Source organism: Telluria sp. ZB2R32 (assembly GCF_059685715.1).
This window is the reverse complement of record NZ_JCASIG010000002.1, coordinates 587,281-613,362: the sequence shown is the minus strand read 5'-3', so window position 1 is coordinate 613,362 and position 26,082 is coordinate 587,281. Positions and strand designations below refer to the sequence as shown.

At 63.9% G+C, this 26,082-nt stretch carries 25 protein-coding genes; 13 read left to right on the top strand and 12 right to left on the bottom strand.

Annotated features, from left to right (window positions below; genetic code table 11):
* Nucleotides 1-523: 523 nt before the first annotated feature.
* Nucleotides 524-2,221, top strand: a complete 1,698-nt coding sequence (locus AC56LG_RS07680) for a hypothetical protein (RefSeq protein WP_497165507.1) — start codon at nt 524-526, stop codon at nt 2,219-2,221.
* 81 nt (nt 2,222-2,302) lie between these two features.
* Nucleotides 2,303-2,827 carry a YggT family protein gene (locus AC56LG_RS07675; protein WP_374001008.1) on the top strand — a complete coding sequence of 175 codons (525 nt, stop codon included), beginning with the start codon at nt 2,303-2,305 and terminating at the stop codon, nt 2,825-2,827.
* Between the two features lie 263 nt (nt 2,828-3,090).
* Here AC56LG_RS07675 and AC56LG_RS07670 read toward each other — a convergent pair whose 3' ends face one another.
* The 8 genes from AC56LG_RS07670 to AC56LG_RS07635 all read right to left on the bottom strand — a co-directional run bounded on the left by AC56LG_RS07670 (nt 3,091) and on the right by AC56LG_RS07635 (nt 10,139).
* A complete protein-coding gene (locus AC56LG_RS07670) occupies nt 3,091-4,032 on the bottom strand; it encodes a carbohydrate kinase family protein (protein WP_497165506.1) in 942 nt (313 codons plus the stop codon).
* 7 nt (nt 4,033-4,039) lie between these two features.
* Nucleotides 4,040-5,386, bottom strand: coding sequence for a zinc-ribbon and DUF3426 domain-containing protein (locus tag AC56LG_RS07665; RefSeq protein WP_497165505.1), 1,347 nt, complete (start codon nt 5,384-5,386; stop codon nt 4,040-4,042).
* A gap of 10 nt (nt 5,387-5,396) precedes the next feature.
* A complete protein-coding gene (gene prmA / locus AC56LG_RS07660) occupies nt 5,397-6,353 on the bottom strand; it encodes a 50S ribosomal protein L11 methyltransferase (protein WP_497165504.1) in 957 nt (318 codons plus the stop codon).
* Complete coding sequence (gene accC / locus AC56LG_RS07655) at nt 6,350-7,738, bottom strand: acetyl-CoA carboxylase biotin carboxylase subunit (protein ID WP_192052649.1); 1,389 nt, start codon at nt 7,736-7,738, stop codon at nt 6,350-6,352. The genes prmA and accC overlap by 4 nt, the downstream gene beginning before the upstream one ends.
* 91 nt (nt 7,739-7,829) lie before the next feature.
* The gene (gene accB / locus AC56LG_RS07650) at nt 7,830-8,297 is read right to left on the bottom strand and encodes an acetyl-CoA carboxylase biotin carboxyl carrier protein (protein WP_497165503.1); all 468 of its coding nucleotides are present in this window, start codon (nt 8,295-8,297) and stop codon (nt 7,830-7,832) included.
* A 99-nt stretch (nt 8,298-8,396) separates the two neighbouring features.
* On the bottom strand, nt 8,397-8,828 hold the full coding sequence (gene aroQ, locus AC56LG_RS07645; RefSeq protein ID WP_192052651.1) for a type II 3-dehydroquinate dehydratase: 432 nt from the start codon (nt 8,826-8,828) through the stop codon (nt 8,397-8,399).
* 130 nt (nt 8,829-8,958) lie between these two features.
* Nucleotides 8,959-9,510 (bottom strand): TlpA family protein disulfide reductase, encoded by a 552-nt coding sequence (locus AC56LG_RS07640; protein ID WP_497165502.1) that lies wholly within the window; start codon nt 9,508-9,510, stop codon nt 8,959-8,961.
* On the bottom strand, nt 9,507-10,139 hold the full coding sequence (locus AC56LG_RS07635) for a hypothetical protein (protein ID WP_497165501.1): 633 nt from the start codon (nt 10,137-10,139) through the stop codon (nt 9,507-9,509). Before AC56LG_RS07635 ends, AC56LG_RS07640 begins: the two co-directional genes overlap by 4 nt.
* A gap of 76 nt (nt 10,140-10,215) precedes the next feature.
* Here AC56LG_RS07635 and mpl point away from each other — a divergent pair, with 76 nt between their 5' ends.
* The 9 genes from mpl (at nt 10,216) to corA (ending at nt 18,855) form a co-directional block, all read left to right on the top strand.
* The gene (gene mpl / locus AC56LG_RS07630; RefSeq protein ID WP_497165500.1) at nt 10,216-11,586 is read left to right on the top strand and encodes a UDP-N-acetylmuramate:L-alanyl-gamma-D-glutamyl-meso-diaminopimelate ligase; all 1,371 of its coding nucleotides are present in this window, start codon (nt 10,216-10,218) and stop codon (nt 11,584-11,586) included.
* A complete protein-coding gene (locus AC56LG_RS07625) occupies nt 11,583-12,182 on the top strand; it encodes a YqiA/YcfP family alpha/beta fold hydrolase (RefSeq protein ID WP_497165499.1) in 600 nt (199 codons plus the stop codon). Before mpl ends, AC56LG_RS07625 begins: the two co-directional genes overlap by 4 nt.
* The gene (locus AC56LG_RS07620) at nt 12,137-12,760 is read left to right on the top strand and encodes a chorismate--pyruvate lyase family protein (RefSeq protein WP_497165498.1); all 624 of its coding nucleotides are present in this window, start codon (nt 12,137-12,139) and stop codon (nt 12,758-12,760) included. Before AC56LG_RS07625 ends, AC56LG_RS07620 begins: the two co-directional genes overlap by 46 nt.
* Nucleotide 12,761: 1 nt before the next feature.
* The gene (locus AC56LG_RS07615) at nt 12,762-14,804 is read left to right on the top strand and encodes a ribonuclease catalytic domain-containing protein (protein ID WP_497165497.1); all 2,043 of its coding nucleotides are present in this window, start codon (nt 12,762-12,764) and stop codon (nt 14,802-14,804) included.
* 2 nt (nt 14,805-14,806) lie between these two features.
* Entirely contained in the window at nt 14,807-15,097 is a 291-nt protein-coding gene (locus AC56LG_RS07610) for a hypothetical protein (RefSeq protein WP_497165496.1), read from the top strand.
* A gap of 266 nt (nt 15,098-15,363) precedes the next feature.
* Nucleotides 15,364-16,215 carry an energy transducer TonB family protein gene (locus tag AC56LG_RS07605; protein ID WP_497165495.1) on the top strand — a complete coding sequence of 284 codons (852 nt, stop codon included), beginning with the start codon at nt 15,364-15,366 and terminating at the stop codon, nt 16,213-16,215.
* Nucleotides 16,212-17,021 carry a shikimate dehydrogenase gene (gene aroE / locus AC56LG_RS07600; RefSeq protein ID WP_497165494.1) on the top strand — a complete coding sequence of 270 codons (810 nt, stop codon included), beginning with the start codon at nt 16,212-16,214 and terminating at the stop codon, nt 17,019-17,021. Before AC56LG_RS07605 ends, aroE begins: the two co-directional genes overlap by 4 nt.
* An 8-nt stretch (nt 17,022-17,029) precedes the next feature.
* Nucleotides 17,030-17,758 carry a monofunctional biosynthetic peptidoglycan transglycosylase gene (gene mtgA / locus AC56LG_RS07595; protein ID WP_497165493.1) on the top strand — a complete coding sequence of 243 codons (729 nt, stop codon included), beginning with the start codon at nt 17,030-17,032 and terminating at the stop codon, nt 17,756-17,758.
* 122 nt (nt 17,759-17,880) lie between these two features.
* Complete coding sequence (gene corA / locus AC56LG_RS07590) at nt 17,881-18,855, top strand: magnesium/cobalt transporter CorA (protein WP_497165492.1); 975 nt, start codon at nt 17,881-17,883, stop codon at nt 18,853-18,855.
* 90 nt (nt 18,856-18,945) lie between these two features.
* Here corA and AC56LG_RS07585 read toward each other — a convergent pair whose 3' ends face one another.
* Together AC56LG_RS07585 and AC56LG_RS07580 are read right to left on the bottom strand one after the other, a co-directional pair.
* On the bottom strand, nt 18,946-19,425 hold the full coding sequence (locus tag AC56LG_RS07585; protein ID WP_497165491.1) for a hypothetical protein: 480 nt from the start codon (nt 19,423-19,425) through the stop codon (nt 18,946-18,948).
* The gene (locus AC56LG_RS07580; RefSeq protein WP_497165490.1) at nt 19,394-20,200 is read right to left on the bottom strand and encodes a glycoside hydrolase family 19 protein; all 807 of its coding nucleotides are present in this window, start codon (nt 20,198-20,200) and stop codon (nt 19,394-19,396) included. The genes AC56LG_RS07585 and AC56LG_RS07580 overlap by 32 nt, the downstream gene beginning before the upstream one ends.
* A gap of 234 nt (nt 20,201-20,434) precedes the next feature.
* On the opposite strand from AC56LG_RS07580, the gene AC56LG_RS07575 reads away from it, so the two are divergent.
* Together AC56LG_RS07575 and AC56LG_RS07570 are read left to right on the top strand one after the other, a co-directional pair.
* Nucleotides 20,435-22,582 carry a TonB-dependent siderophore receptor gene (locus AC56LG_RS07575; RefSeq protein ID WP_497165489.1) on the top strand — a complete coding sequence of 716 codons (2,148 nt, stop codon included), beginning with the start codon at nt 20,435-20,437 and terminating at the stop codon, nt 22,580-22,582.
* A gap of 11 nt (nt 22,583-22,593) precedes the next feature.
* Nucleotides 22,594-23,874, top strand: coding sequence for a PepSY-associated TM helix domain-containing protein (locus AC56LG_RS07570; protein WP_497165488.1), 1,281 nt, complete (start codon nt 22,594-22,596; stop codon nt 23,872-23,874).
* A 22-nt stretch (nt 23,875-23,896) separates the two neighbouring features.
* Here AC56LG_RS07570 and hemL read toward each other — a convergent pair whose 3' ends face one another.
* Both hemL and thiD read right to left on the bottom strand, forming a co-directional pair.
* Nucleotides 23,897-25,195 (bottom strand): glutamate-1-semialdehyde 2,1-aminomutase, encoded by a 1,299-nt coding sequence (gene hemL / locus AC56LG_RS07565; RefSeq protein WP_497165487.1) that lies wholly within the window; start codon nt 25,193-25,195, stop codon nt 23,897-23,899.
* Nucleotides 25,192-25,992: a bifunctional hydroxymethylpyrimidine kinase/phosphomethylpyrimidine kinase gene (thiD, locus tag AC56LG_RS07560; RefSeq protein ID WP_497165486.1), complete on the bottom strand. Its 801-nt coding sequence runs from the start codon at nt 25,990-25,992 to the stop codon at nt 25,192-25,194. The genes hemL and thiD overlap by 4 nt, the downstream gene beginning before the upstream one ends.
* Between the last annotated feature and the right edge of the window lie 90 nt (nt 25,993-26,082).

The following is a 26,082-nucleotide window of genomic DNA, read 5'->3' as shown; positions in this document are numbered from 1 at the left end:
CGTAGTGAAGAATCGAATTTACTCGTGCGCGGGTTGCGAAGTGACAAGGTTTTCGTGTACTTTACGTGATTGAATTTGTCAAAACGTGAACATGGATCTTTTTGCATGCGCGCGGACAAAGAAAACCGATCGAATCGAGGGAGTCCCGGCAGCGAAAGCGAGCGTGCACGACACGCGCCGCCCACCGGTCGGAACTTCCGTAATGGGACGCTGATTCAAGCCAGCATGCACATACGCGTAACGAAAAGAACAAGCCGCACTGCCTGATCGTGTTCAGGCATGGCGGCTTTTTCTTTTCGTGCCCGCGCGGGCAGCGATGTGAAAGCGCATCTGAGTCAAGAGCAGGTGTCCCGACGTCGTTGGCTGAAGCGCTGCAATCGTGAGGAGTTGCAGCAGTTCAGCTGGTGCCGGATTCATTGGCAATAACCATACGGTTTATGCCGATGAATAACCCGCCTGGCCATCCGGACGGACGGGTTTCAACCTTGTAGCGTATTTTCTCATCGCAGATTAGGAGAACGAAATGGCAACAGCAACCAAGAAATCAGCAGCAAAACCGGCGGCCAAGGCTGCCACCAAGACGGCCACCAAAGCGGCCACCAAAACCGCCGCCACTAAAGCCACCGCCAAGGCTGGCGCAGCGGAGAAGCCAGCCGCCAAGTCGGCCGCGAAGAGCGCGGCAAAGGCGACGCCTGCAAAGACGGCCACCAAAGCCGCCGCCAAGCCGGCCGCCAAGCCGGCTACAAAGCCTGCAGCGAAGGCTGCGGCCAAACCGGCAGCGAAGACTGCAGCAAAACCGGCTGCAAAACCGGCTGCAAAGCCGGCTGCAAAGCCGGCAGCCAAGGCTGCATCGAAGGCGCCGGCGAAAGCTGCTGCCAAGCCAGCTGCAAAGCCGGCCGCCAAAACCGCTGCCAAGCCAGCCGCCAAAGCCGCTGCCAAGCCAGCCGCCAAAGCCGCTGCTAAACCGGCTGCTAAACCAGCTGCAAAGAAAGCTGCCGCTAAACCCGCAGCGAAAGCCACCGCAACCAAGCCGGCAGCCAAACCAGCGGCCAAGAAGTCCGCAGCCAAGTCGACCGTAGCCAAGGCACCTGCGAAGAGCGCCGCCAAAGCCGCTGCCAAGCCAGCCGCCAAGAAGACCGCCACCAAAGCTGCAGCCAAGCCGGTAGCGAAAGCCGCCGCCACCAAGTCGGCAGCCAAGCCAGCCGCGAAGAAAACCGCCGCTGCCAAGCCAGCGGCCAAGACGACGACAGCAGCCAAGCCAGCCGCTAAAACGGCTGCAAAATCGGCCGCTAAATCGGCTGCAAAGCCAGCCGCCAAGAGCGCAGCCAAGTCGGCTGCCAAGCCGGTAGCAAAAGCTGCGACAACCAAATCGCCGGCCAAGTCGGAAGCGAAAACCGCAACCAAGGCGCCTGCCAAGTCGGCGTCGAAAGGCGCGGCGCAAACGCCGGCCAAGAGCGCTGCCAAGACGCCCGCCAAGACTGCAGCCAAAGCACCGGTGAAGACTGCTGCCAAGACCCCGGCCAAGACGGCGACCAAGACTGCAGCCAAAGCACCGGCCAAATCCGCTGCCAAGAGCGCAGCCAAGGGGGGGGCGTCTGCTAAGACGCCCGCCAAGACGCCCGCCAAAGCCGCTGCCAAGAGTGCCACGCCGGCGCCGGCCAAGTCAGCCGCCAAGACTGCCACCCCATCGCCAGCCAAGGCTGCTGCCACCAGGACCGCCGCCAAGGCGCAAGCCAAGCCGGCGGCGACCAAGAGCACCGCTGCCAAGTCCGCGGCACCTGCTGCGACCAAGGGCGCGGCTGCAAAGAAGGCCGCTACCAAGCCGGCAGCCAAGTCAGCCAAGGCCGAAGCGCAGCCAGAGGCCATGAAAGCCGAAGCCCAGCCGGAAGCAAAAGCCGAAGCCCAGCCGGAAGCCAAGGCCGAAGCCCAGCCGGAAGCGAAAGCCGAAGCGCAGCCGGAAGCATCGGCGGCCAAAGCGGAAGCCCAGCCAGAAGCGGAAGGGAAGCCGGCAGCCGCGGCCAAGCCGGCAGCCAAGTCGACCAAGCCTGCAGCGAAGAAGGCTGCGGCGAAGAAGCCGGCTACCAAGGCGGAAGCCAAGGGCGAAGCCCAGGCAGGCGCCGACGCCAAGGCGGAAGCCAAGCCGGCAGCACCCGCACCAGCCGCCAAGACCGTGCTGGCGCCGGCGGCCGCATGGCCGTTCCCGACCAGCAGCCGTCCATAACGCCAGGCCAGGCCCGCTTAGGGCAAAATACCGCTGTGTGAAACTGTCACACAGCGGTTTTTTTTATCTCAAGGAGTTGTCGTGCCCATTCTTCAGTTGATCGTCGATACCATCGCCACTTTGCTGGGGGCCGCGCTCCTGCTGCGTTTCTGGATGCAGGCCATCCGCGTGCGTCCGCCCGCCTCGGTGGCGCAGTTCACCTTCACGATGAGCGACTGGCTGGTGAAGCCGCTGCGCCGCCTGGTGCCGGGCGCGGGCGGCTACGACTGGGCCAGCCTGATCGGCGCCTTCCTGGTAGTGCTGCTGGCGACCTCGATCCTGTTCATCGTCGGGGCCAGCGCGGAGCAGGTGTTCCTGCTGGCGCTGGGGCGCTTCCTGAAGTGGATCATCTACGGTTTCATCGCGCTCCTGATCATCGAGGCGATCTTCAGCTGGGTCAATCCGCATGCGCCGCTGGCGCCGTTCGTGCATGCGCTGAACGATCCGCTGCTGCGGCCGATCCGCAAGGTGGTGCCGCCGATCGGCGGGCTGGATCTGTCGGTGCTGGTGGCGGTGGTGCTGCTGCAGATTGCGCTGTATTTGTTGCGGATGGTGGTGCCGATCTAGCGTGATCGGAATGGATGTGAAAATGGGCAGCGTGGCTGCCCATTTTTTTGTCCGTAGCACGCGGCGATTGTGCGGGCGATGTTTCTGCGCCGTCGCCCACGTTCAACGTGCGTAACGCGTGGGCGGAGCCCACCCTACGAGGTTGTGAAAAAATCGTCAGGGCAAGGCGCCGAGTCGAAGACAGTACGAGTGTACGGCGAGACGAGGCAACGCAGCCATGGCGATTTTTTCACAACCTCTACGGTGCGCGACCGCCGCTGGTTTTAATTAAAACGGTAGCCGAAGGCGGATTCGAACCTGGCGGCGATTTCCTGCGGCGTGAAGCTGTGGTTCTGGCCGCCCTGGTGGGCGATCTTGATCGAACCGAGCAGGCTGGCGAGGCGGCCGGTGGTTGGCCAGTCGTAGCCCTGGGCGATGCCGTACAGGAGGCCGGCGCGGTAGGCGTCGCCGCAGCCGGTCGGGTCGACGACGGCGGCAGCGGTGACCGGCGGGATGTCGAAGCGTTCGCCGCCGGCGTAGATTTCGGAACCCTTTTCGCCGCGCGTGACGATCAGGGCGTTCAGGCGCGCCGCGATCTGTTCCAGCGTGAGGCCGGTGCGGTCCATGACCATTTCGAATTCATAGTCGTTGGCGGCCAGGTAGGTGGCCTGTTCGATGAAGTTCAGCAGTTCTTCGCCGCTGAACATCGGCAGCTGCTGGCCCGGGTCGAACATGAAGGGTACGCCTTGCGCGGCGCAGTCGTGCGCGTGCTGGAGCATGCCGTCGCGGCCGTCCGGGGCGATGATTGCCACCCGCAGCGGGCCCTGGTCGGCGACCTTGTTCTCGTGGGAGAACTGCATCGCGCCCGGGTGGAAGGCGTTGATCTGGTTGTTGTCCTGGTCGGCCGTGACGAAGCACTGCGCCGTGTAGGCGTCGCCGATGGTCTTGATGGCGCGCGTCTTGATGCCGAAGTTGCGCAGGCGCTCGAGGTAGTCGGCGCCGTCCTGGCCGAGGGTGGCCATGATCAGCGGGTCGCCGCCGAGCAATTTGAGGTTGTAGGCGATGTTCGCCGCGCAGCCGCCGTATTCGGTGCGCAGCGTCGGCACCAGGAACGAGACGTTCACGCGGTGCAGCTGGTCGGCCAGCAGGGTGTCGGCGAAGCGGCCGTGGTACTGCATGATCTTGTCAAAGGCGAGCGATCCGCAGATCAGGGTCGGTTGGGTCATGGGAGCTTTAAGGATAAAAAACGGCGATGTGGTAGCCGGAAGGTTTCAGGTCGTCCACCCGGAAGTGGAGCTTGATCGGTTGTTCGGCACGCGGGGCGATGCCGTTGGCGGCTGCCGTGGCCGCGGCGGCGAGATAATCCCTGGGTGCGAACACGCGCCGCACCAGCGGCTTGTCGTCGGCGTCCGTGAGCGCCAGTTCGAGGCTCGGCCAGGCCTGGGCAGTGGCGCCCGTGTTGCGCAGTTCGGTGGTGAACGAATAGGCGCCGCCGCCGAGCGTGGTCAATTCTCCGGTTTCGATGGCGAGGTTATCGGCCTGCATCGGCAGTTCGACGCGGCAGCCGAACACCGCGCAGCCCGACACCAGCGCCGGTTTCGCATCCGGGAAGCGCGCGGCGAGCGCGTTGCGGAAGGTGAAGGCGCCTTGCGCGAACAGCAGCACCAGCATGACGACGGCGCCGCTCAGCAGCGCGACCTTGCGCGTGCGGCCGGTCTGCTCTTGCTGGCGGCCGCGCTTGACGAAATCCGGCTCGTCGATCTCGGCCGCGCGCAGCTTCGGCTGCGCTTCGATGCGGGTCGGCGTCAGTTTCGAGCGCCGCGCCGCGGCCTTGTCGGCACGCTGGGCGCCCGGGGTGCGCGCCACCGGCGGGATGTGGGCCACGGGAGGATGACTGACCGTGCTGGCGGTCGCTTCGCGCATCGGCATCGGCGGCGCGTCGGCGGCAGGTTGTATGTGTGCCGAGGCAGGGGCGGCAGGCTCGTCCTGCCCGTGGCCGGGCAGCGGCGCGGCGACCAGTTCCTCGTCGACCGGCAGGCCGAAGATGGGTTCGATGCGGCCGGTGCCTGGTGGCGTCAATGGCGCGTCGGCAGGTGCAGCGATCGCCGGTTCAGGGGCAGGCACGACGGCGGCAGGCTCGGCGTCGGCAGGTGGCGCATCGTGTGGCGCATCATCGACCTTCGGCAAAATCCCGAACGGATCGAAGGTATGGTCGAAGTCGAGCGTATAGACCGGCTGGTCGTCGAAGTTCGGCAGATCGACTGCCACGTCGAGCGGCGCCAGCGGTTCTTCTTCGGGGATGGCGGGAGAGGGCGGTTCGACCGGCGCCTGCGCCACAGGTGCAGGCTCGGGTACAGCGGCCGCTTCAGCGGCGACCGGTTCAGGCTCCGGAACAGGAACAGGAACAGGCGCAGGCGCTTCGTTCCTGGCCGGCAGCGCATCGAGGTCGACCAGCGTCGCGCTGCCGTCGAAAATCTCCTGGCAGGAGCCGCAACGCACGATGCCCCCACGCAGCTTGAGTTGGTCCGAGGCGACCCGGAACATCGTGCCGCAATGGGGGCATTGTGTGGCAAGCGCCATGCCGGGCTCCTTAGGCGTTCGTTGCGGAACGCGCGGCCGGTACCGTATCCTGGCCAAGCGTCCCGTGAAGGGCAACCCAGCCGTCCTGCTCGGCCCAGACGCCCAGCTTGATGAAAGGTGCATACGCCGCGGCCACTTCCTCGGCCTGGCGCGCCAGCACGCCCGACAGCACCAGCGAACCGCCCGGCGCCACCCGGCCCGACAACATCGGCGCCATCAGCTTCAATGGGCTCGACAGGATGTTGGCGACGACGATGTCGAACTTGCCGCTTTTATGACGCTCGTTGTCCGAGACAGCCAGTTCGTCCGGCACGTAGAAAGTGATGTCGCAGCCGTTGCGCTCGGCGTTGGCGCGCGCCGATTCGATCGCCTGCGGATCGATGTCGACGCCGGTGACGTCGGCGGCGTCGAGCTTCTTGGCGACCATCGCCAGGATGCCCGAACCGCAGCCGTAATCGAGCACCGATTTGCCCGGCGCCGGATGGGCTTCGAGCCACTCCATGCACAGGCGGGTGGTCGGATGGCTGCCCGTACCAAAGGCGAGGCCCGGATCGAGTTCGAGGATCAGCCCGTTCGGGTCCGGCGCTTCGTGCCAGCTCGGCACGACCCAGATGTTGGTGCCGATGTGGATCGGCTCGAACTGCGATTGCGTCAGGCGCACCCAGTCGGCGTCGGCGACGTCGCGCGTGGTGAACGCAGGCGCCGCGGCCAGGCCGATGGCGGCAGCCGCTTCGGCGATGATCGCAGCCTGGTCGGCGTCGACGTCGGTCAGCGCCACGACACGGCTGTGGTCCCAGGCGGCTTCGGTCGGCTCCATGCCAGGCTCGCCGAACAGCGGCTTTTCCTGGTCGGTCCCTTCGTCGGCGTCTTCCACCGACACCGACAGCGCACCCGCTTCCATCAAGGCGTCAGATAAGGCCTCGGCGTGTTCGCGTGCGATTTCGATGATGACTTCGGTCCAGCTCATGCGTCAGCCTTGTTCTCGGGAGCCACGACCACTTTGGTGTCGGGGCGGTTGGCCAGCTTCTGTTCCAGGTAGTGGATGTTGGTGCCGCCTTCGATGAAGCGGGCATCGACCATCAGTTCGCGGTGCAGCTGGATGTTGGTCAAGATACCCTCGACCACCATTTCCGACAACGCGATTTGCATGCGGCGGATGGCTTGCTCACGCGTAGCACCGTAGGAAATTACCTTGCCGATCATCGAGTCGTAATGAGGTGGCACATAGTAGCCCGCATACGAGTGCGAATCGACACGGATGCCGGGACCGCCCGGCGGGTGCCAGCCGGTGATGCGCCCCGGCGACGGCGTAAATTTGAACGGGTCTTCGGCATTGATGCGGCATTCGATCGCATGGCCGGCCAGCATGATGTCGCGCTGGCGGAAACGCAGCTTTTCGCCGCAGGCGATGCGGATCTGTTCCTGCACGATGTCGATGCCGGTGATCATTTCGGTGACCGGGTGTTCGACCTGCACGCGCGTGTTCATTTCGATGAAATAGAACTCGCCGTTTTCGTACAGGAATTCGAAGGTGCCGGCGCCGCGGTAACCGATCTTGCGGCAAGCTTCGGCGCAACGGTCGCCGATCTTTTCGATCAGTTTACGCGGGATGCCCGGCGCCGGCGCTTCCTCGATCACCTTCTGGTGGCGGCGCTGCATCGAGCAGTCGCGTTCGCCCAGCCAGACGGCGTTTTTATGTTCGTCGGCGAGGATCTGGATTTCCACGTGGCGCGGATTTTCCAGGTACTTCTCCATGTACACTTCCGGATTGCCGAAGGCGGTACCGGCTTCGGTCTTGGTCATCGCCACGGCGTTCAACAGCGCCGCTTCGGTGTGGACCACGCGCATGCCGCGTCCGCCGCCGCCACCGGCGGCCTTGATGATGACCGGATAGCCGACCTTGCGGGCGGTCTGGATGATTTCTTTCGGATCGTCCGACAGCGCGCCATCCGAACCCGGCACGCAAGGCACGCCAGCACGGATCATCGCCTGCTTGGCCGAGACCTTGTCGCCCATCAAACGGATCGAATCGGAACGCGGGCCGATGAAGACGAAGCCCGATTTTTCCACGCGTTCGGCGAAGTCGGCGTTTTCCGACAGGAAGCCGTAGCCGGGGTGGATTGCTTCGGCGTCCGTCACTTCGGCGGCGCTGATGATGGCCGGCATGTTCAGGTAGCTCAGCGACGACTGCGCCGGGCCGATACAGACCGACTCGTCGGCCAGCTTGACGTACTTGGCGTCCTTGTCGGCTTCCGAGTGAACGACCACCGTCTTGATGCCCATTTCGCGGCATGCACGCTGGATACGCAGCGCGATTTCACCACGGTTGGCGATAAGAATTTTTTCAAACATGGTTAGCTTGGTCAGGTGAGAGTGCCGGCGTCGTGCGCCGGCCTGGATTCGGGATGGTGCGGCCGGGAAGAGATCACGGCCGGAAGGACAATTAACCGATCACGAACAGTGGCTGGCCGAATTCGACCGGCTGGCCATTTTCCACCAGGATCTTGGTCACCACGCCGGACACATCGGCGTCGATTTCGTTCAGGAGTTTCATTGCCTCGATGATGCAGAGGGTATCGCCTTCCTTGATGTTGGTGCCGACTTCGACAAAGGCCGCGGCACCGGGTGCCGACGAGCGGTAGAAGGTGCCGACCATCGGCGACTTGACGACGTGGCCGGTTTCGGCGGCGGGAGCAGGTGCAGCTGGCGCGGCCGGGGCTGCAGGTGCGGCGACAGGGGCGGGCGCCGAGTACTGCTGCATGCCGGCAGGCGGCATCATGACCATCTGGCCTTGGGGCGTGGCGGACGACTTGACGATGCGAACCTTGCTCTCGCCTTCGGTCACTTCGAGTTCAGCGATGTCCGATTCGGCGACGAGGTCGATCAAAGTCTTGAGTTTACGTAAATCCATGTGAAACCCCTTGGAATTATTGTGGTATTAGAAGAGTAAAACAGCGCGCAAAAACACGGCGCAGCCGAGGATGATGCATGAAGTTGTCGTAGATTAACGCTATTTAAGCGCAAAGTCGATGGCAAACCGATACCCGTCGACGCCGAGTCCGCAGATGGTGCCGCGGGCCAGGGCCGACAAATAGGAATGGTGACGGAATTCTTCGCGCTGATAAATATTTGAGATATGCACCTCAATGAACGGAATCGCCACCGCGGCGAGCGCATCGCGCAATGCCACGCTCGTGTGGGTGAGTCCGCCGGGATTGATGACGATCGCGTCGACGCCTTCCTCGCGGGCGGCATGGATGCGGTCGATCAGCGCACCTTCATGGTTGCTTTGAAAGCAGGAAAGCGATCCGCCCGCAGCTTCGGCTTGCGCCTGTGCAGCACTTTCGATGTCGGCCAGCGTTGCCGCGCCATACACCGCAGGCTCGCGGGTGCCCAATAAATTCAGGTTGGGACCGTTGAGCAGCAGTAGCTTTTTCGCCATTGTATTCTAGAGTCTATGCTCGAAAGTGTCGCATTTTGCCGCTAACGTCAGCTATTGGCAAGCGATAAAATTCTCTGTGGATAGAGGAGGCTGACGCGCAGATCGGAAACGAACGACCGTGCGCGGCTTTTTACAGCGCCGCCAGGTCGGCCTTCAACGCGTCGAATTTTAACTTGCCGAGATACGTCTTGCGCACTTGTCCGTCGGCGCCGATCAGGACCGTGAAGGGCAGGCCGCCGTTGGCATTGCCGAAATCGCGTGCGATGTCGGTGCCGCCCATGCCGCCCACCAGCAGGGGATACTTGATGTTGTGCTTGGCTGCAAACTCGCGCATTGCCGTGGGCGAATCGATGCCGATGCCGATCACGTTGAAGCGCTTGCCGGCTTCTTCATTGGCAATGGCCGACAGTTCCGGCATTTCCTGCACGCAGGGAGCGCACCAGGTGGCCCAGAAATTCACCAGCAGGGGTTTGCCTTGCCACTGGCTGAAGGCTTGCGGCTTGCCGCCGAGGTCTTCCAGGGTACGCGCATATAAGTTAGTGGAGGCGGTATGGGCCGGGCCACCAGTCGGCGCCATGGTGGTCGTCACCGGCGCTGCGTCTTTTTTCGTTCCGAACACGGCGCCAAGCGCGCCAAAAATAACTGCCACAGCCGCAAACGCGGCCAATTTCTTCTTATTCATTCGTCCTGTTCCAGGGATTGATCGGTGCTCATCAGGGCGCGCAAGCCGGCGGCGTCGACGCGCTGGATGCGGCCATCGGCGCGCGGTTTCAAGGCGCCGCGTAAATCATGAAAATCGTACAACTCGGCATGCACCGCCTCCTTATGCCACAGGAAGCTCACCGTTTCAACCGGATCGTGCCGGGCGCCCTTGAAATGCGGGGTTTCCGAGATATCTATATTGACGTTGCGGTTGAGGAGAAAAATCTCGACCTCCTTTGCGCTGTCGGCAAACAGCTGCAAATGGATGTCGTCGTGTTCGCCCGCGGTGCCGTTGAGCACAGCGCCGGTCAGGTAAGGGCGGAACTCGGCAAGCGCATCCATCACCTCGAGCGCCTTTTCGCGCAGCAGTTGCAGACGCTCGGCATGGGCGGCGCCGCCGAACAGGGCCTGGTAGCGCCGCACTTCGTCTTCGATCTCGCCATTGTCGGGCATCAGGTTCGGGCGGGGCTGGTCCACGCCCAGTACCTGGCGGGCCGCCTTCGTGCGCGCCGTGGCATAGTCGGCGCCGTCCTGCGCGATCATGCGCGCGGCGGTTGCGGCGATCTGCGCGCGCAACTGCTGGAGGTCATTATTCTGGGTTGGCATCATGCCCTCGATCATACTCTTGAACTAAAAATGGCATCGCGTCGGGTAGAATCGCGTATTCGCTTCTTTCCTCACGATCATGCATATTCACATCCTCGGCATTTGCGGCACCTTCATGGGCGGCCTGGCGGTTTTGGCGAAAGAGGCCGGCCACCGCGTTACCGGTTGCGACGCCAACGTCTATCCTCCGATGAGTACCCAGCTCGAGGCCCAGGGCATCGAATTGATCCAGGGTTATGGCCCGGAGCAAGTGTCGCTGAATCCCGATTTATATGTGGTCGGTAATGTGATGACGCGCGGGAATCCGCTGATCGAGGAAATCCTGAACCGCGGCTTGCCGTATGTGTCGGGCCCGCAGTGGATTGGCGAACATATTTTGCGCGAAAAATGGGTGCTGGCCGTCGCCGGTACCCACGGTAAAACCACGACTTCGTCGATGCTGGCCTGGATCCTGGAAGACGCCGGCTATGCGCCCGGCTTCCTGATCGGCGGCGTGCCGATGAATTTCGGTATTTCCGCGCGCCTGCAGGGGGAAAGCGAATCGGACTTTTTCGTCATCGAAGCCGACGAATACGACACCGCTTTCTTTGATAAACGCAGCAAATTCGTGCACTACCACGCCAAGACGGCGGTCTTGAACAACCTCGAATTCGACCACGCCGACATTTTCCCGGACATCGGCGCCATCGAAACCCAGTTCCACCACCTGGTGCGCACCGTGCCCGGCGTCGGGCGCCTGATCGTGAATGGTGACGAAACCTCGCTGGCGCGCGTCATCAAGCGCGGCTGCTGGAGCGAGAAAGAAACCTTTGGCGTGTCCGACGGCGTCGACTGGGCGATGGTCGAGCATCCGGGCGGGTCCAGCTTCGACGTCATCTTCAATGGCGAGAGCCAGGGCACGGTCCACTGGGACCTCACCGGCAAGCACAACCGCTCGAACGCGCTGGCCGCGATCGCCGCCGCACGCCACGTCGGCGTGCCGGTGGCGCAGGCGGTCGATTCGCTGTCGCGCTTCCAGAGCGTCAAGCGGCGCATGGAAGTGCGCGGCGTCGTCAACAACATCACTGTCTACGACGATTTCGCGCACCACCCGACGGCGATCGCGACGACCGTGGGCGGCCTGCACCAGAAGATCGGCGCCAAGGGCCGCATCCTGGCCGTGCTGGAACCGCGCTCGAACACCATGAAGCTGGGCGCCATGAAGGACGCCTTGCCGGGCAGCCTCAAGGATGCCGACCTGGTGTTCGGTTTCGGCAGCCAGCAGGCGCTGGGCTGGTCGCTGGCCGATGCCTTGAAACCGCTGGGGACGATCGCGCACAGTTTCGACCAGATCGACTACATGGTGCAAGCCATCGTGCAGGCGGCCCAGCCGGGCGACCACATCCTCGTGATGAGCAATGGCGGCTTCGGCGGCGTGCACCAGAAACTGCTCGAGGCACTGGCGAAATGATTTTATATCTGCATGGCTTTCGCTCCTCGCCGCGCTCATTCAAGGCGCGCGTGCTGCAGGAGCGAATGGCGGCCGCCGGTCGTGCCGGCGACCTGATCTGTCCGCAACTGCCAGCCTCGCCCAAAGCGGCGATGGAACTCGCGCTGCTGCTGGCCGGGCGCCATGCGCCGCACAACTTGTCCATCGTCGGCTCTTCGCTGGGCGGCTTTTATGCCACCTGGCTGGCCGAGCGCCTGGACGTGCCGGCCGTGCTGCTCAATCCCGCGGTCGATCCGCTGAAAAACCTCGAGAAACACGTCGGCGTCACCACGAACTGGCATTCGGATGAACCCTTCGAATTCCGGCGCGACTACATCGACGAACTGGCCGAATTGAAAGTCGCACGCATTACCCGGCCCGAGCGCTATTTCCTGATTGCCGCCACCGGCGACGAAGTACTGGATTACCGCGACATGGTGGCCCATTATGAAGGTGCGCGCCAGCATGTGATCGAAGGCAGCGACCATGCGATTTCCGAGTTTCCGCAGTACGTCGACGACGTGCTGGCGTTTTGCCAGCCGCACGCCGACTGGTCGCAAGGAAAGGCGGCATCGTAGGCGCGCGCCTGCGCCTGGCGAAGTGGCACGCCAAGGTAAGCGGCGTCGGTGCCGATGCGGGGATGCGCGACTGGCTGGCAACGCCGGGTTCGCTGACGGCGCGCCTGGTAGCGAGCAGCGCTACGTTCCGCGTGCGCCGTTTGCACCAGAAGAGCGCGGCCTGTGCCTTCGAAGAAACGGCGCCGCTGGGCCTGGCGCGGCGCGCGCGGGTCTGGGAGCGCGAGGTTTTACTCTGCTGCGACGGCGTGCCCGTGGTATTCGGCCATACCGTCGTGCCGCTGGCGGCCACGGCAAGCGACTGGCCATTGTTTTCGGCGCTGGGCGAACGGTCGCTTGGCACCACCCTGTTTCATGACCCGAAAGTGAAGCGCGGGCCGCTCGAATTTGCCCGCCTGCGCGCGGGTCACCCGCTGCTGGTGCGCGTACGCGCGGCCTTGGGCGGGGAGCTCGGCGGGCACGAATTCCATGCGCGGCGCTGTGTCTATCGCCGCCATCAAGGCTTGCTGATGGTCACCGAGATATTCTTGCCGGCTGTACTCAACCTGGCGGCAACCGCAACAATAAAGATAGCGAAATAACATGAACGTATTTTTTGAAGAATCGGGCGACTTCAAGGTTGGCTCGGTGTTGTCGACCGCCGGCGAAGCCTATCAGGTAGAACTGGCCAGCGGAAAACGCAGCAAGGTCAAAATCAAGGATGTCTTGCTGCAGTTCGAAAAGCCGGCGCCCGAAGCGCTGCTGGAAGAAGCGAAAGGCATCGCCGCCGAAGTCGACCTCGACTTCCTGTGGGAAGTGGCCGGGCAAGAAGAGTTCGGCTTTGCCGAGCTGGGCGCCGAATATTTTGGCCACGCGCCGCTGCCCTTTGAGGCCGCCGGCCTGGTGCTGGCGCTGCACAATGCCCCGATCTATTTCTACAAGAAAGGACGCGGACGCTACAAGGCCGCGCCCGAGCAATCGCTGCGCGCGGCCCAGGCCGGCATCGAAAAGAAAAAGCAGCAGGCGCTGGTCCAGGCCGGCTATGTGGAAGAGCTGAAAGCCGGCACCCTGCCGGCGGCGATGCAGCCGATCGTTGCCCAGCTGCTGTTCAAGCCGGACAAGAACATGATCGAATACAAGGCGCTGGAAGCGGCGGCCAACGAACTGCAAACCACGGCGCCGCGCCTGATGCTGGCGACCAAGGGCGTCGCCTCGCCCAAAGAGCTGCACATGGGGTGTTTCCTGTTCGAGAACTTCCCGCGCGGCGCCGGCTTCCAGCCGGTTGCGGTGCCGAGCGCGCCGACGGCGCTGCCGCTGGCGAACGTTGCCGCCTTCTCGATCGACGATGTCACCACCACCGAGATCGACGATGCCTTCTCGGTCGAGCAACTGGAAGACGGTAACGTGCGCGTCGGCATCCACATCGCGGCGCCGGGTCTCGCCATCAAGCCGGACGACGAGATCGACAAGATCGCGCGCAGCCGCATGTCCACCGTGTATATGCCGGGCGACAAGATCACCATGCTGCCGGACGAAGTCGTGAACGCTTTCACGCTGGCCGAAGGCAATACTTGCCCGGCACTGTCGTTGTACGCGACCTTGAACCCGGCCGACTGGTCCACCATTTCGACGACGACGCGCGCCGAGCTGGTGCCGATCAAGAGTAATCTGCGCCATAACGACCTCGACGCGCTGGTCAACGAGGAAACGCTGGAAAATGGCGCAGGCGAATATCCGCACAAGGCCGAGCTGGGGCTGCTGTGGAAATGGGCGCTGAAGCTGGAGGCCGGGCGCATGGTCAAGCGCGAAGCGTTCGGATTGAAGCCGGAGCAGGGCAACCGCGTCGATTTCAATTTCTATGTCGAGGACGACGTGGTCTCGATCGTGCGCCGCAAGCGCGGCGCGCCGCTGGATAAAATCGTTGCCGAACTGATGATTTTCGCGAACAGCACCTGGGGCAAGCTGCTGCACGACTCGGGCGTGCCGGGCATCTACCGTTCGCAGGGCGCCGGCAGCGGCGCCGGCTGGGCGGCCAAGATGCAGGTGCGCATGGTCACGCACGCGGCGCCGCACCAGGGTCTCGGGGTCGATCAATATGCCTGGAGCACCTCGCCACTGCGCCGCTACACCGACCTGGTCAACCAGTGGCAAATCATCGCCTGCGCCGAGCACGGCGTGACGGCGCCGCTGGTCGCCCCCTTCAAACCGCGCGACGCGACGCTGTTCTCGATCGTCTCGGCCTTCGATGCCGCCTATGCGGCGTACAACGATTTCCAGCAGACGATGGAACGCTACTGGTGCCTGCGCTGGCTGGGGCAGGAAAACGTCAAGCAGGCCGATGCCGTCGTCCTGAAAGACGACGTGCTGCGCCTGGCCGACGTGCCGCTGGTGATCCGCCTGGCCGGCATGCCGCAGGTGGCGCGCGGCACGCCGGTGCGCCTGGATATCGTGCGCTGGGACGAAGTCGACCTGTCGCTGGAAGCGCGCCTGCTCGAAGTCGTCGCGGCGCCAAGCGAGGAGCTGGCGCTGGAAGAAGACGAAGGAGACGCTACGGACACCGGCGAAGCGGCAGTCGAGGAAGCGGTCGAAGCGGAAGGCGCGGTGGCGGCGGTCAGTACGGACGACGCGACGCCGGCCGGCGCCTGACCATGAACCCTGCCGCGACATCGGGCCGCAAAATGCACCGTTCGATCCGCACTGCCGTGATCGCCGCAGCCCTCATCATCCTGGGCTACTGGGCGATCTTCGCCTGGATGGTGTACCGCTCGCCGCTGCCGTACGAGGCGATCGATCTCGACCACGACGGATCGGTCAGTTTCAGCGAGGCCGATTACGTGTCTTCGTTCGGCATGCGCACGATTTACCGGCAGGGAGAAGAGTGCGTCGAGTATTTTTCTGAAAAAGACGGGCACGCGCTAAAGCTCGTCTGCAAGCATTAATCGTTGGCAGCGGTGTAACGTAGGATGGGCTCTCGAGCCCATGCGGTACGACGGTTGAACAGCCACAAAGTTGTTTCGAACGTTCAACGGTGCGATACCGCGTGGGCACAAGTGCCCACCCTACCACCCCGTCCGTTGCCGTGCTGCCACCTGCTCTCCGCGCGGACATCCCCAAGCGCCGCTCCGCACGGTAGAATGCTTGGATTCCCAGATTCAACAGCCGTCCGGCCGCCCGCGTGAAGTATTCCCGAGAAAACCGTCCCCTCATGATTGCCCTGGCCGCTTCGGTGGCGGCGCATGCGGTCCTGCTCGCCATCCGGTTCGTGGCGCCCGATGCCTTGCGCTTCGAGCCGGCCGATCCGGGGCTGGAAGTCATCCTCGTCAACGCCAAGCACGCCAAGGCGCCGGTGAAAGCCGAGGCGCTGGCCCAGGCCAACCTCGAAGGCGGCGGCATGGCCGAGGCTGGCCGTTCGAAATCTCCCTTGCCCGACCTGCGCAAGAACGAGAACGGCGACAGCATCAAGGCGCTGCAAAAGCGCATCGTCGAACTCGAACAGTTGCAGCAGAACGTGCTCACGCGCGTGCAGAAATCGAACTTCAAGGCCGCGCCCGTCACCGACAACGACAAGCCCGATCCGACCCGCACCGGCGCCGACGAGGTCGACACCGCGCGCCAGATCGCGCGCATGACGGCCGAGATCACGCAAACGATCGAGGACCAAAATAAACGTCCGAAGCGCACCCATATTTCGCCGAGCACGCGCCAGGTCGGCTATGCGCTGTACTACAAGGCGATGCAAAAGCAGGTCGAGGAAGTCGGCACGCTGAACTTCCCGCAGCAAAACGGCAAGAAACTCTACGGCGAACTGGTCATCTCGATCCCGGTCTTCCAGGACGGCAGCCTGTATCAGAAAGAGGGCGGACCGCGCGTCGAGCGTAGTTCCGGCAATCCGGCGCTGGACAAGGCGGCGCTCGAGATCGTGCGCCGCGCCGCGCCCTTCGGCGCCTTCCCGCAAAACATGCGCACGGCCGGCAAGGACGATTTATGGATCGTGATCACCCGGTTCACGTTCACCCGCGAAGAAAAAGTAAAAGCCGAACTCCAGGAGCAGGCATGACCGACCAGTATTGCGTAATCGGCAACCCGATCGCCCACAGCAAATCGCCCGAGATCCACCCCGTGTTCGCCGCCCAGACCGGGCAGGACATCGCCTACGGACGCTGCCTGGCTCCCCTCGACGGCTTCGCCGCCACGGTGCGCGAGCTGGTGGCGCAGGGATACAAGGGCGCGAACGTCACGGTGCCGTTCAAGATCGAAGCGGTGGCGGTGGCGACGCAGTTGACCGAACGCGCCCGTGTCGCCGGCGCCGTGAATACCCTCAGCTTCCGGGATGGGGAAATTATCGGCGACAACACCGACGGTCCCGGCCTGGTGGCCGACATCCTCAGGAATGCGGGCGTGACGCTGACCGGTAAACGCATCTTGCTGTTGGGAGCGGGGGGCGCCGCGCGCGGGATCATGCTGCCGTTTATCGAGCAAGGACCGCGTTCGATCCTGGTGGCGAACCGCACCCGCGCCACGGCCGACAGCCTGGTCGCCGGTTTCAGCGGCCACGCCGTCGAACTGGCCGCCGGCGGCTTCGACGACATCACAGGCCCCTACGATATCGTCGTCAACGCCACCTCGAGCAGCCTGGCGGCGCAATTGCCGCCGGTGCCGACTTCGGCTTTTTCCAAAGGAACACTGGCTTTGGATATCATGTACGGCAGCGTGCCGTCGCCGTTCATGGTGTTTGCGGGCGAGCAGGGCGCCGCGACGCGCGACGGACTCGGGATGCTGGTCGAGCAGGCGGCCGAGGCCTTCCTGGTCTGGCGCGGCGTGCGGCCGCAGACGGGTGCCGTTTTCGATAAACTACGACCATAACTATAACAATGGCAAAACGAGGCAATGCGGTAGGGGCGGCAAACAAGGGCGGCCGGCGCTGGATCAAATGGATTTTCCTGGGGCCGCTGCTGGCCGTGTTCCTGCTCCAGCTGTATTTCTTCGTACAAGTGTGCTGGTTCGTGTATTTCAATCCGAGTTCGACCAGCTTCATGCGCCAGCAATTGTCCGAACTGCGCGACAAGAATCCGGATGCCCAGCTCAAGCACGAATGGGTGCCGTACGAGCGCATCTCGAACAACCTGAAACGCGCGGTCGTCGCCTCGGAAGACGCGAATTTCGCCGATCACCCGGGCGTCGATTTCGAAGCGCTCGAAAAAGCCTACGACCGCAACAACCGCAAGCACAAGGTGGTCGGCGGCGGCTCGACCATCACCCAGCAGCTGGCCAAGAACCTGTTCCTGTCGGGCTCGCGCAGCTACGTGCGCAAGGGGCAGGAAATGATCATCGCCTTCATGCTGGAAACGGTGATGAGCAAGCGGCGCATTCTCGAGGTGTACCTGAACGTGGTCGAGTTCGGCCGCGGCGTGTTCGGCGCCGAAGCGGCCGCGCGCTATTACTTCCGCGTGCCGGCGGCCAAACTGGCCCCGGCCCAGGCCGCGCGGCTGGCGGTGATGCTGCCCAATCCGCGCTACTACGACCGCAACCGCAGCACGAATTACCTGGTCAAGCGCACCAGCCTGATCCAGCGCCGCATGGCCTCGGCCGAGCTGCCCTGAGCGCCCGTATCGCAATTCGCTGAAAAACCCATGAATGCCCCGCGAAACTGTCGTTTCGGGGTGGCCGGTCTCGGGCCTAACGGGTACACTTGCGACAGTTTTGATTCCGGCCGAGAAAGCGCATGATCAACGTATTTGTCCTACAAAATGGCCGGCTGAACCAGGTCCCCATCGCGTCGCGCGCCGACCTGGAGAATGCCGCGCCTGTCTGGGTCGATTTGACCGATCCGGATGACGACGAACGCGCGTGGGTCAAGGCGATCTATGGGGTAACGCTGCCGGACGAAGACGAAGTATCGGACATCGAAGCCTCGGCCCGTTACTACGAAGCGGAGAACGGCGACCTGCACCTGCGCACCGATTTCCTGCGCGAGGAAGAGGATGGTCCGTCGCGCGTGGTCACAGTTGCCTTTATTTTGTCAGGCAAGATGCTGTTTTCGGTGCATAACGACGACTTGCCCGTGTTCCGCCTGGTGCGCATGCGCGCCCGCTCGCGTCCCGGCTCGATCGCCGACTACATGGACGTGCTGCTCGACCTGTACGCGACCGATGCCGAGTACTCGGCGGACGCTTTGGAGGGCATCTACGAAAGCCTGGAAGAAGTCAGCACGCGCGTACTGCAAAAGGAATTCACCGACCAGGACGCGGCCGCCGCGCTCAACGCGATCGCGCACGAGGAAGACTTGAATGGCCGCATCCGCCGCAACATGATGGATACCCGTCGCGCCGTCAGTTTTTTGATGCGCGGGCGCTTGCTGAACTCGGAACAGTTCGATGACGCGCGCCAGATCCTGCGCGACATCGAATCGCTGGACGGCCACACTTCCTTCCTGTTCGACAAGGTCAACTTTCTAATGGATGCGACCGTCGGTTTCATTAACATCAACCAGAACAAGATCATCAAGATCTTCTCGGTGGCCTCGGTCGCCTTCCTGCCGCCGACGCTGATCGCCAGCATCTACGGCATGAACTTCCACAAATGGTTCCCGGAACTGGACTGGACCTTCGGCTATCCGTTCGCGCTGGGGCTGATGGTGGCGAGCGCGATTGCGCCGCTGTGGTACTTCAGGAAGCGGGGCTGGTTGAAGCTGGCATAAGCGGATCTGCCAACATGACGCATACTTCACGCGTGGACGGAGTCCACCCTACGTGAAACAAAATTTCAAGTTATCGGCTGAAATGAAATTTTATTTCACCGCGACTGCGCTCATCGGTTCCCGAAAGCCTTCGCCCCCATCCTCGCAGCGCATCTTGCTGAGCACCTTGCCACGCCGCGCGACAATGACGCCGTCTTCGAATTCGGGCGACGTTCCATCCTCCGAGCGCGCTACCTTGCTGTAGACCGTGTAAGTGTAGACACCGCGCTTGAACGCGACCGTGGTTTCGCCGCCACCGATCAGCGGGATCGATTTCACGGTGAACGCCGCGCTGGCCTGGCGGCCGGGTTCGGGGTAGGTCAGTTCGAGCTTGTCGGGGCCGCCGAAACGGTAGCTCAGCATGCCGCGGTCGCCGGCGGGGCGGCACAGCGACACCATCTTGCCGCCGACATGGCAGGCGAACACGACGGGTTCATTCGGTGCGCACAGCGACGCCGCCTGCAGCGGCGCGGCAGCGCACGCCGCCAGCAGGGCCAATCTAGATCCCCAGCACTTTCTTGATTCTTGCAAGGCGTTCTCCGCGGTCTTCCAGTCCATTCAAGCCGCCATTGATGGCGCGCGTCACTTGCTCGAGGTCGTCCTGGTCGGCAAGCGCATTGACTGTACGCGCATCCCAGTAATAGAAAGCCGATTCGATGGCGTATTTGAGTTCGCTCATGAGCAGTTCGGGTGCGGCTAGAAAATCGCGCAAGTCCGCCGGGCTGCGCGCATTGTGCACCTCCGTAAAGGCGGCGTAATTGCTTTTTCCCGTCAGCTGGACCAGGCCGCGTCCGCGGTAGCGGTAACCGTCGCCCGAGGCTTCGTCGCCGTTGCCGAGGCGGTTCGCGTACACGTACGACAGCAGGCGCTCGGGATTGCCGGCGTAACTGTCCGCTTCCAGCCAGAGTTTCGGGCGCAGGCGCGCCGGCTGGCCATCGGGGCCGAGGCGGCAATCGTCGCCGGCGCGGTCGTACTGGGCGCGGCCACCGCGGCAGCCGAACATCTCGCGCATGCGTGGCGCCGAATAATTACCGTTTTCCTCCGCCGCCCGCAAGCCGCTCTCGTGTCCGATCTGCGCCAGGAAGTGGGCCAGGCGCAGCGGCGTGGTGACCGCGTAGCGGCGCGCGTAATCGGCCAGCGCGTCGACGATGCCGGCGTAATACGCATCGGAATTCGATGGGTCGGCCGCGCGCAGCAGCGCGACCGTAACCGCCGCCGGCCCCGGTTGGGGCAGCGGCTGCGGCTGCTGTGAGCGCGGCACCCGTGAACGGGGCGCGCCGGGAACGGAGCGTCGGAGTCGTGCCATGGTGAGTTCAGCCGGAGTTGAATCCATGATGGCACAGCGTGCAGCACGCGCCGCGTGCGCCGGCGCGCCGCGTTTGCTCTGCCTTAAGCGCCGCGGAGGTTGGATTTCCTCGTATCAGGGAGTGCATCGCGCACGCTTCCTTGACTTTTAAATGAGAATTGTTATCATTCGCATTCTTATTTAACATGAAAGTTAACGATGTATATGCAAGCGCCGGCTGCTGGACCTCACCGAATGAATCGCGTCGCCCTGCTGGTCGGCATGGCCCTGCCTTTGCTGGTGCAAGCCGCCGAGGCTGACCCGGCGGACGAACCGATCCAGCAGGTCCAGGTCAGCGCGCAAAAGGAAACGAGTGCCTACACCGTGCGCGAACAGGCTTCCGCCACGCCGCTGGCGCTGTCTCTGCGCGAGACGCCGCAATCGGTATCGGTGGTCACGCAGCAGCGCATGCAGGACCAGAACCTGCGCTCGGTGACGGACATCGTCAACAACGTCACCGGCGTCTCGGTCAACCAGTACGAAACCAACCGCGCCGGATTTACTTCGCGCGGTTTCGACATCGACAACCTGCAGATCGACGGCATCCCGACCACCTACGAGCAAGCCTGGAGCGCCGGTGAAGCGGCCGGCAGCCTGGCGACCTACGAGCGGGTCGACGTCGTGCGCGGCGCGACCGGCCTCATGACCGGCGCCGGCAATCCGTCGGCCGCGATCAACCTGGTGCGCAAGCACGCCGACAGCAAGCAGGTAACGGGATGGATTGAAGCCGGCATCGGACGCTGGAACGAACGGCGCCTGCTGGGCGACGTCTCGACGCCGCTGAACGCGAGCGGCACGGTCCGCGCGCGCATCGTAGGCGAATATACGCAAGGTGACAGCTGGGTTGACCTCTTGAAGAACAAGAGCCATACCGTGTACGCGACCGTCTCCGCCGACCTGACGCCAGATACACAGCTGTCGGCCGGCTACGGCTACCAGGACACCGACGCCCGTGGCCCGATGTGGGGCAGCCTGCCATACTGGTACACCGACGGCACGCGCACCAACTGGGACCGTTCGAAAACCACCGCCGCCAGTTGGACCCGCCTGCCTTCGACCTACGGCAACGGTTTCGTCACCCTCGACCACGCGTTCGCCAATGGCTGGAAGCTGCGCGCCAACGTCAACCACGGCGAAAGGAAGGGCGATTCGTATCTGCTCTACCTCTCGGGCATGCCCGAGCGTTTCAGCGGCGCCGGCATGAGCGACTTTTCCGGTTCCTACAACACCCGCACGACCCAGAAAGACCTCAGCCTGCACCTGAGCGGTCCATTCAGCTTCGCCGGGCGCACCCACGAGGCGGCATTCGGCGCCGCGCGCATGAAGCAGGAATTCAATTCCGATAACCGCGCGGCCGATTTCCGCGGCATGAGTTCGACCGTCACCGATTTTAACAACTGGAACGGCGCCGCCTATCCGGAACCGAGCTGGGGCGCGCGCACCTTTTACGAAGGCAGCGAGACGAAGCAGGATGCGCTGTATGGCGTGGCGCGCTTCTCGCTGGCCGATCCATTGAAACTCATCGTCGGCGCGCGCATCACCGACTACGAAAAGCAGGGCCGCGGCCTGTGGAAGGCGGCGTATGCGATCAAGCACGACAAGGAAGTCACGCCCTACGCCGGCCTGGTCTACGATATCAATGCGCAGTATTCGGCTTACGCCAGCCATACCGACATCTTCCAGCCGCAAAACCTGAAGGACTTCAATGGCAACATGCTCGAGCCGGTCATCGGCAAGAGTACCGAAGCCGGCGTCAAGGGCGAGTTCTTCGGCGGGCGCCTGAATGCGTCGGCCGCCATCTTCCGCATCGAGCAGGATGGCCTGGGCCAGGAAGCGGGCACGGTGCTGCGTCCCGGCGCGTCACTGCCCGAAACCTATTACCGCGCCGCCGCCGGCGCCAAAAGCGAAGGCATCGAGTTCGACCTGGCGGGCCGCCTGGCGCAAGGCTGGAACGCCAGCGCCGGCTACACGCATTTCCGCGCCAAAGATGCGGTGGGTGCGGACGTCAACAGCATCTACCCGCGCCGCCTGCTGCGCGTGTTCACCAGCTACCAGTTGCCGGGCGCCTGGAGCGGCTTGAGCGTCGGCGGCGGCGTCAACTGGGAAGGCCGTACCTATACGGTCGACCCGCTGGCGCCGGCCGCGACGAACGGCATCATCGAACAAAAGGCGTTCGCCCTGGTCAACCTGATGGCGCGCTATGAGTTCAGCCAGCAGTTGTCGGCCCAGCTGAACCTGAACAACGTGTTCGACAAGAGCCATTTCGGCATGTTCGCAGCCTATGGCGGCATCAACTACCAAGCCCCGCGCAGCGCATCGCTGACGCTGCGCTACCGGTTCTGATCGGAGCCGGCATGCGCACCTTCTGGACCGCGATCCACCGTTACGCCGGCCTGCTGACGGCCGCCTTTCTCTTCGTCAGCGGCCTGACCGGCGCCATCATCTCCTGGGACCACGAGCTCGACGACCTGCTCAATCCGCACCTGATGGAGGCGCATACGCCGGGCGCCGCCCAGCCGTCGCTGCTGCTGGCGCGGCAGGTCGAGGCGCGCTATCCGGAGATCCGCGTCTCGTACATTCCCTTGCACGTCGAGGCGGGCGAGTCGCTGGCCCTGGGCGTGTCGCCGCGTTACGACCCGGCGACGCGCGAGCTGACCCGGCCGGGCTTCAACCAGGTCTTCGTCGATCCGGTCAGCGGCCAGGAACTGGGCAAGCGCGAATGGGGCGCGGTCTGGCCGATCACCCAGGAGACCTTCGTCTCCTTCCTGTACCGCCTGCACTACACGCTGCACATTCCCGAACTGTGGGGCATCGACCGCTGGGGCGTCTGGCTGATGGGCGTGATTGCGATGGTGTGGATGGTGGACAGCTTTGTCGGCTTTTATCTGACCTTGCCGGCGCGGCGGCGCAAGGCGGCGCTGGCCTTCGATGCCGGTACCGACAAGACGCCGGCCGCCAAGGCGTGGTGGCGACGCTGGCAGCCGGCCTGGAAAGTGCGCTGGCGCGGCGGCGCCGCCAAACTCAATTTCGACCTGCACCGCGCCTTCAGCCTGTGGACCTGGGGCTTGCTGTTCATTCTCGCGTTCACCGCGTTTTCGCTGAACCTGTACCAGGAAATCTTTTATCCGGTGATCAGCAAGGTGTCGCAAGTGACGCCGACGCCGTTCGACACCCGCACGATGGCCGACAAGGGGAACCTGATCGAACCGAAGCTGCCGATGGATGCGGCCGTGGCGCAGGCTGGCGCGGAAGGGCTGCGCCGCGGCTGGCAGGATCCGGTCGGCGGCATCTATTATTCGCAGGAGTACGGCATTTATATGGTCAGCTTCTTCCAGCCGGGCGGCGACCATGGCAGCGGCGGCGTCGGGCCGGCCCTGCTGTATTACGACGGCGTCGACGCGCGCCTGCTGGGCGAGCGCCAGCCATGGAAGGGCACTGCCGCCGACATCTTCGTGCAAGCCCAGTTCCCGCTGCATTCGGGCCGCATCCTCGGCTTGCCGGGGCGGATCCTGATCTCGTTCATGGGCGTGGTGGTGGCCATGCTGAGCGTGACCGGCGTGATCATCTGGTGGAGAAAGCGCGCCTCGCGCAAGGTGGCGGCGACGCAGCGCCAGGCGCTGATGCGGCCGGTCTGACCGACCGCATCAAGGTATGACGTCAGGCGAGGCGCGCGAACACCCGGCGCGCCGCCGCGACCGTTTCGGCGATCACGGCATCGTCGTGGGCCGCCGACACGAAACCCGCTTCGAACATGGCCGGCGCGAAGTACACGCCTTCGTCGAGCATGCCGTGGAAGAAGGCATTGAAACGGTTCTTGTCGCCGGCCATCATCTGGCCGTAGGTCGCCGGCACGGTGTCGCTGAAATACATGCCGAACATGCCGCCGACCGAGTCGCCGCAGAAGGCGATGCCGGCCTCCTGCGCTGCTTGCGTCAGGCCCTCGACCAGCTTCTGGCCGGTGGCGGTCAGCTGCTCGTAGAAGCCCGGCTGCTGCACCAGTTTCAGGGTCGTCATGCCGGCCGCCACTGCCACCGGGTTGCCCGACAGGGTACCGGCCTGGTAGACCGGGCCGATCGGCGCCATCTTTTGCATCAGTTCGGCCTTGCCGCCGAACGCCGCCACCGGCAAGCCGCCGCCGATGACTTTACCGAGCGCGGTCAGGTCCGGGGTGATGCCGACCATTTCCTGGGCGCCGCCGAGGCCGACGCGGAAGCCGCACATCACTTCGTCGAAAATCAGCACGGCGCCGTGTTCGGTACACAGTTCGCGCATGCGGCCGAGGAATTTAGGCGTCGCGCGGATCAGGTTCATGTTGCCGGCGACCGGCTCGACGATGACGCAGGCGATAGTGTCGCCCATCGAGGCGAAGGCCTCTTCCAGCTGCACCACGTTGTTATAGTCGAGCACCAGCGTGTGCTTGACGAAGTCTTCGGGCACGCCGGCCGAGGTCGGGTTGCCGAAGGTCAGCAGGCCGGAGCCGGCTTTCACCAGCAGCGAATCGGCGTGGCCGTGGTAGCAGCCTTCGAACTTCACGATCTTGTCGCGGCCGGTGGCGCCGCGCGCCAGGCGCAGCGCGCTCATGGTCGCTTCGGTGCCCGAGGACACCAGGCGCACCTGTTCGATCGACGGCACCAGCTTGCAGATTTCCTCGGCGATCTCGATTTCGCCTTCGGTCGGCGCGCCGAACGAGAGGCCGTTCGCGGCGGCATCCTGCACCGCCTTGATCACTTGCGGGTGTGCATGGCCGACAATGGCCGGCCCCCAGGAACCGATGTAGTCGATGTAGCGCTTGCCGTCGGCATCCCAGAAGTACGGTCCTTCGGCGCGGGTGATGAAACGCGGCGTGCCGCCCACCGAGCGGAAGGCGCGCACCGGAGAGTTGACGCCGCCGGGCGTGCTTTGCTGGGCGCGGGCGAACAGGGTGTCGTTGCGGCTTGCGGATTGTTCAGTCGTCATGTCGAAGATACTTTCTTGGTGCCGGGTTGCGGCAGGATGCGGTAAAAACGGTTGGGAACGAGTTTGCCCATGCCGAAGCGCTGGGCGTGCAGGAGGGCGCCATAGGTGTAATCCTGGGCGCAGTGCAGGGCTTCGATGGCGTCCATCCCCTGCGCCATGCAGGCAGTAATCGCGCCCGAGAGCGTAGTGCCGGCGCCGACGAAATGGCCGGGCAAGTGCTGCCAGTCGATCGTGGTAACGCCATCTTCGCGGTCGAACAGGGTGTTGGCGCGCTTGTGGCCCTTGCTTGAGGTGCCGGTCACGAGCACGTACTGGCAGCCGCGCGCGGTCAGCTCGGCCACGTCCGACGCCAGCGAGCCGTCGGCTCCCGCCTCGCGCCAAAGCTCGGCCATGCGCCCGAGTTCCGATTGCGACAGCTGCAGCAAGGTTGCCTGCGGCGCCAGGATTTGCCGGATCGAGGCGACGATGTCTTCGTCGGACATGCCGGAGTCGGGTAGGGCGGACAGGAAAGGGTCGACGATCAGCGGCACGTCGGCATAGTCCGAGACGATCTCGGCCAGCGCGGCGGCCTGCTCGATGCTGGCGATCGCGCCGATCTTGACGGCCGCGATCGGCATGTCTTCCAGCACCTTGCGCGCCTGGTCGGCCATCACGCCGGTATCGACCTCATGCCATTCCTCGACGCGCGCGCTGTCGGACACCAGCAATGCGGTGCTGATCGACAGGGCGTGGCAGCCATGGGCGGCAAAGGTGGCGACATCTGCCTGGACGCCGAGTGCTCCGACCGGGTCGGACACCCCAAATGTGAGAATCAGTGGAGACGGTTGGTTTTGCACGACGGGTAGATTAAGATACCTGATTCCCCATTTTACTAGATCGAAGGAACC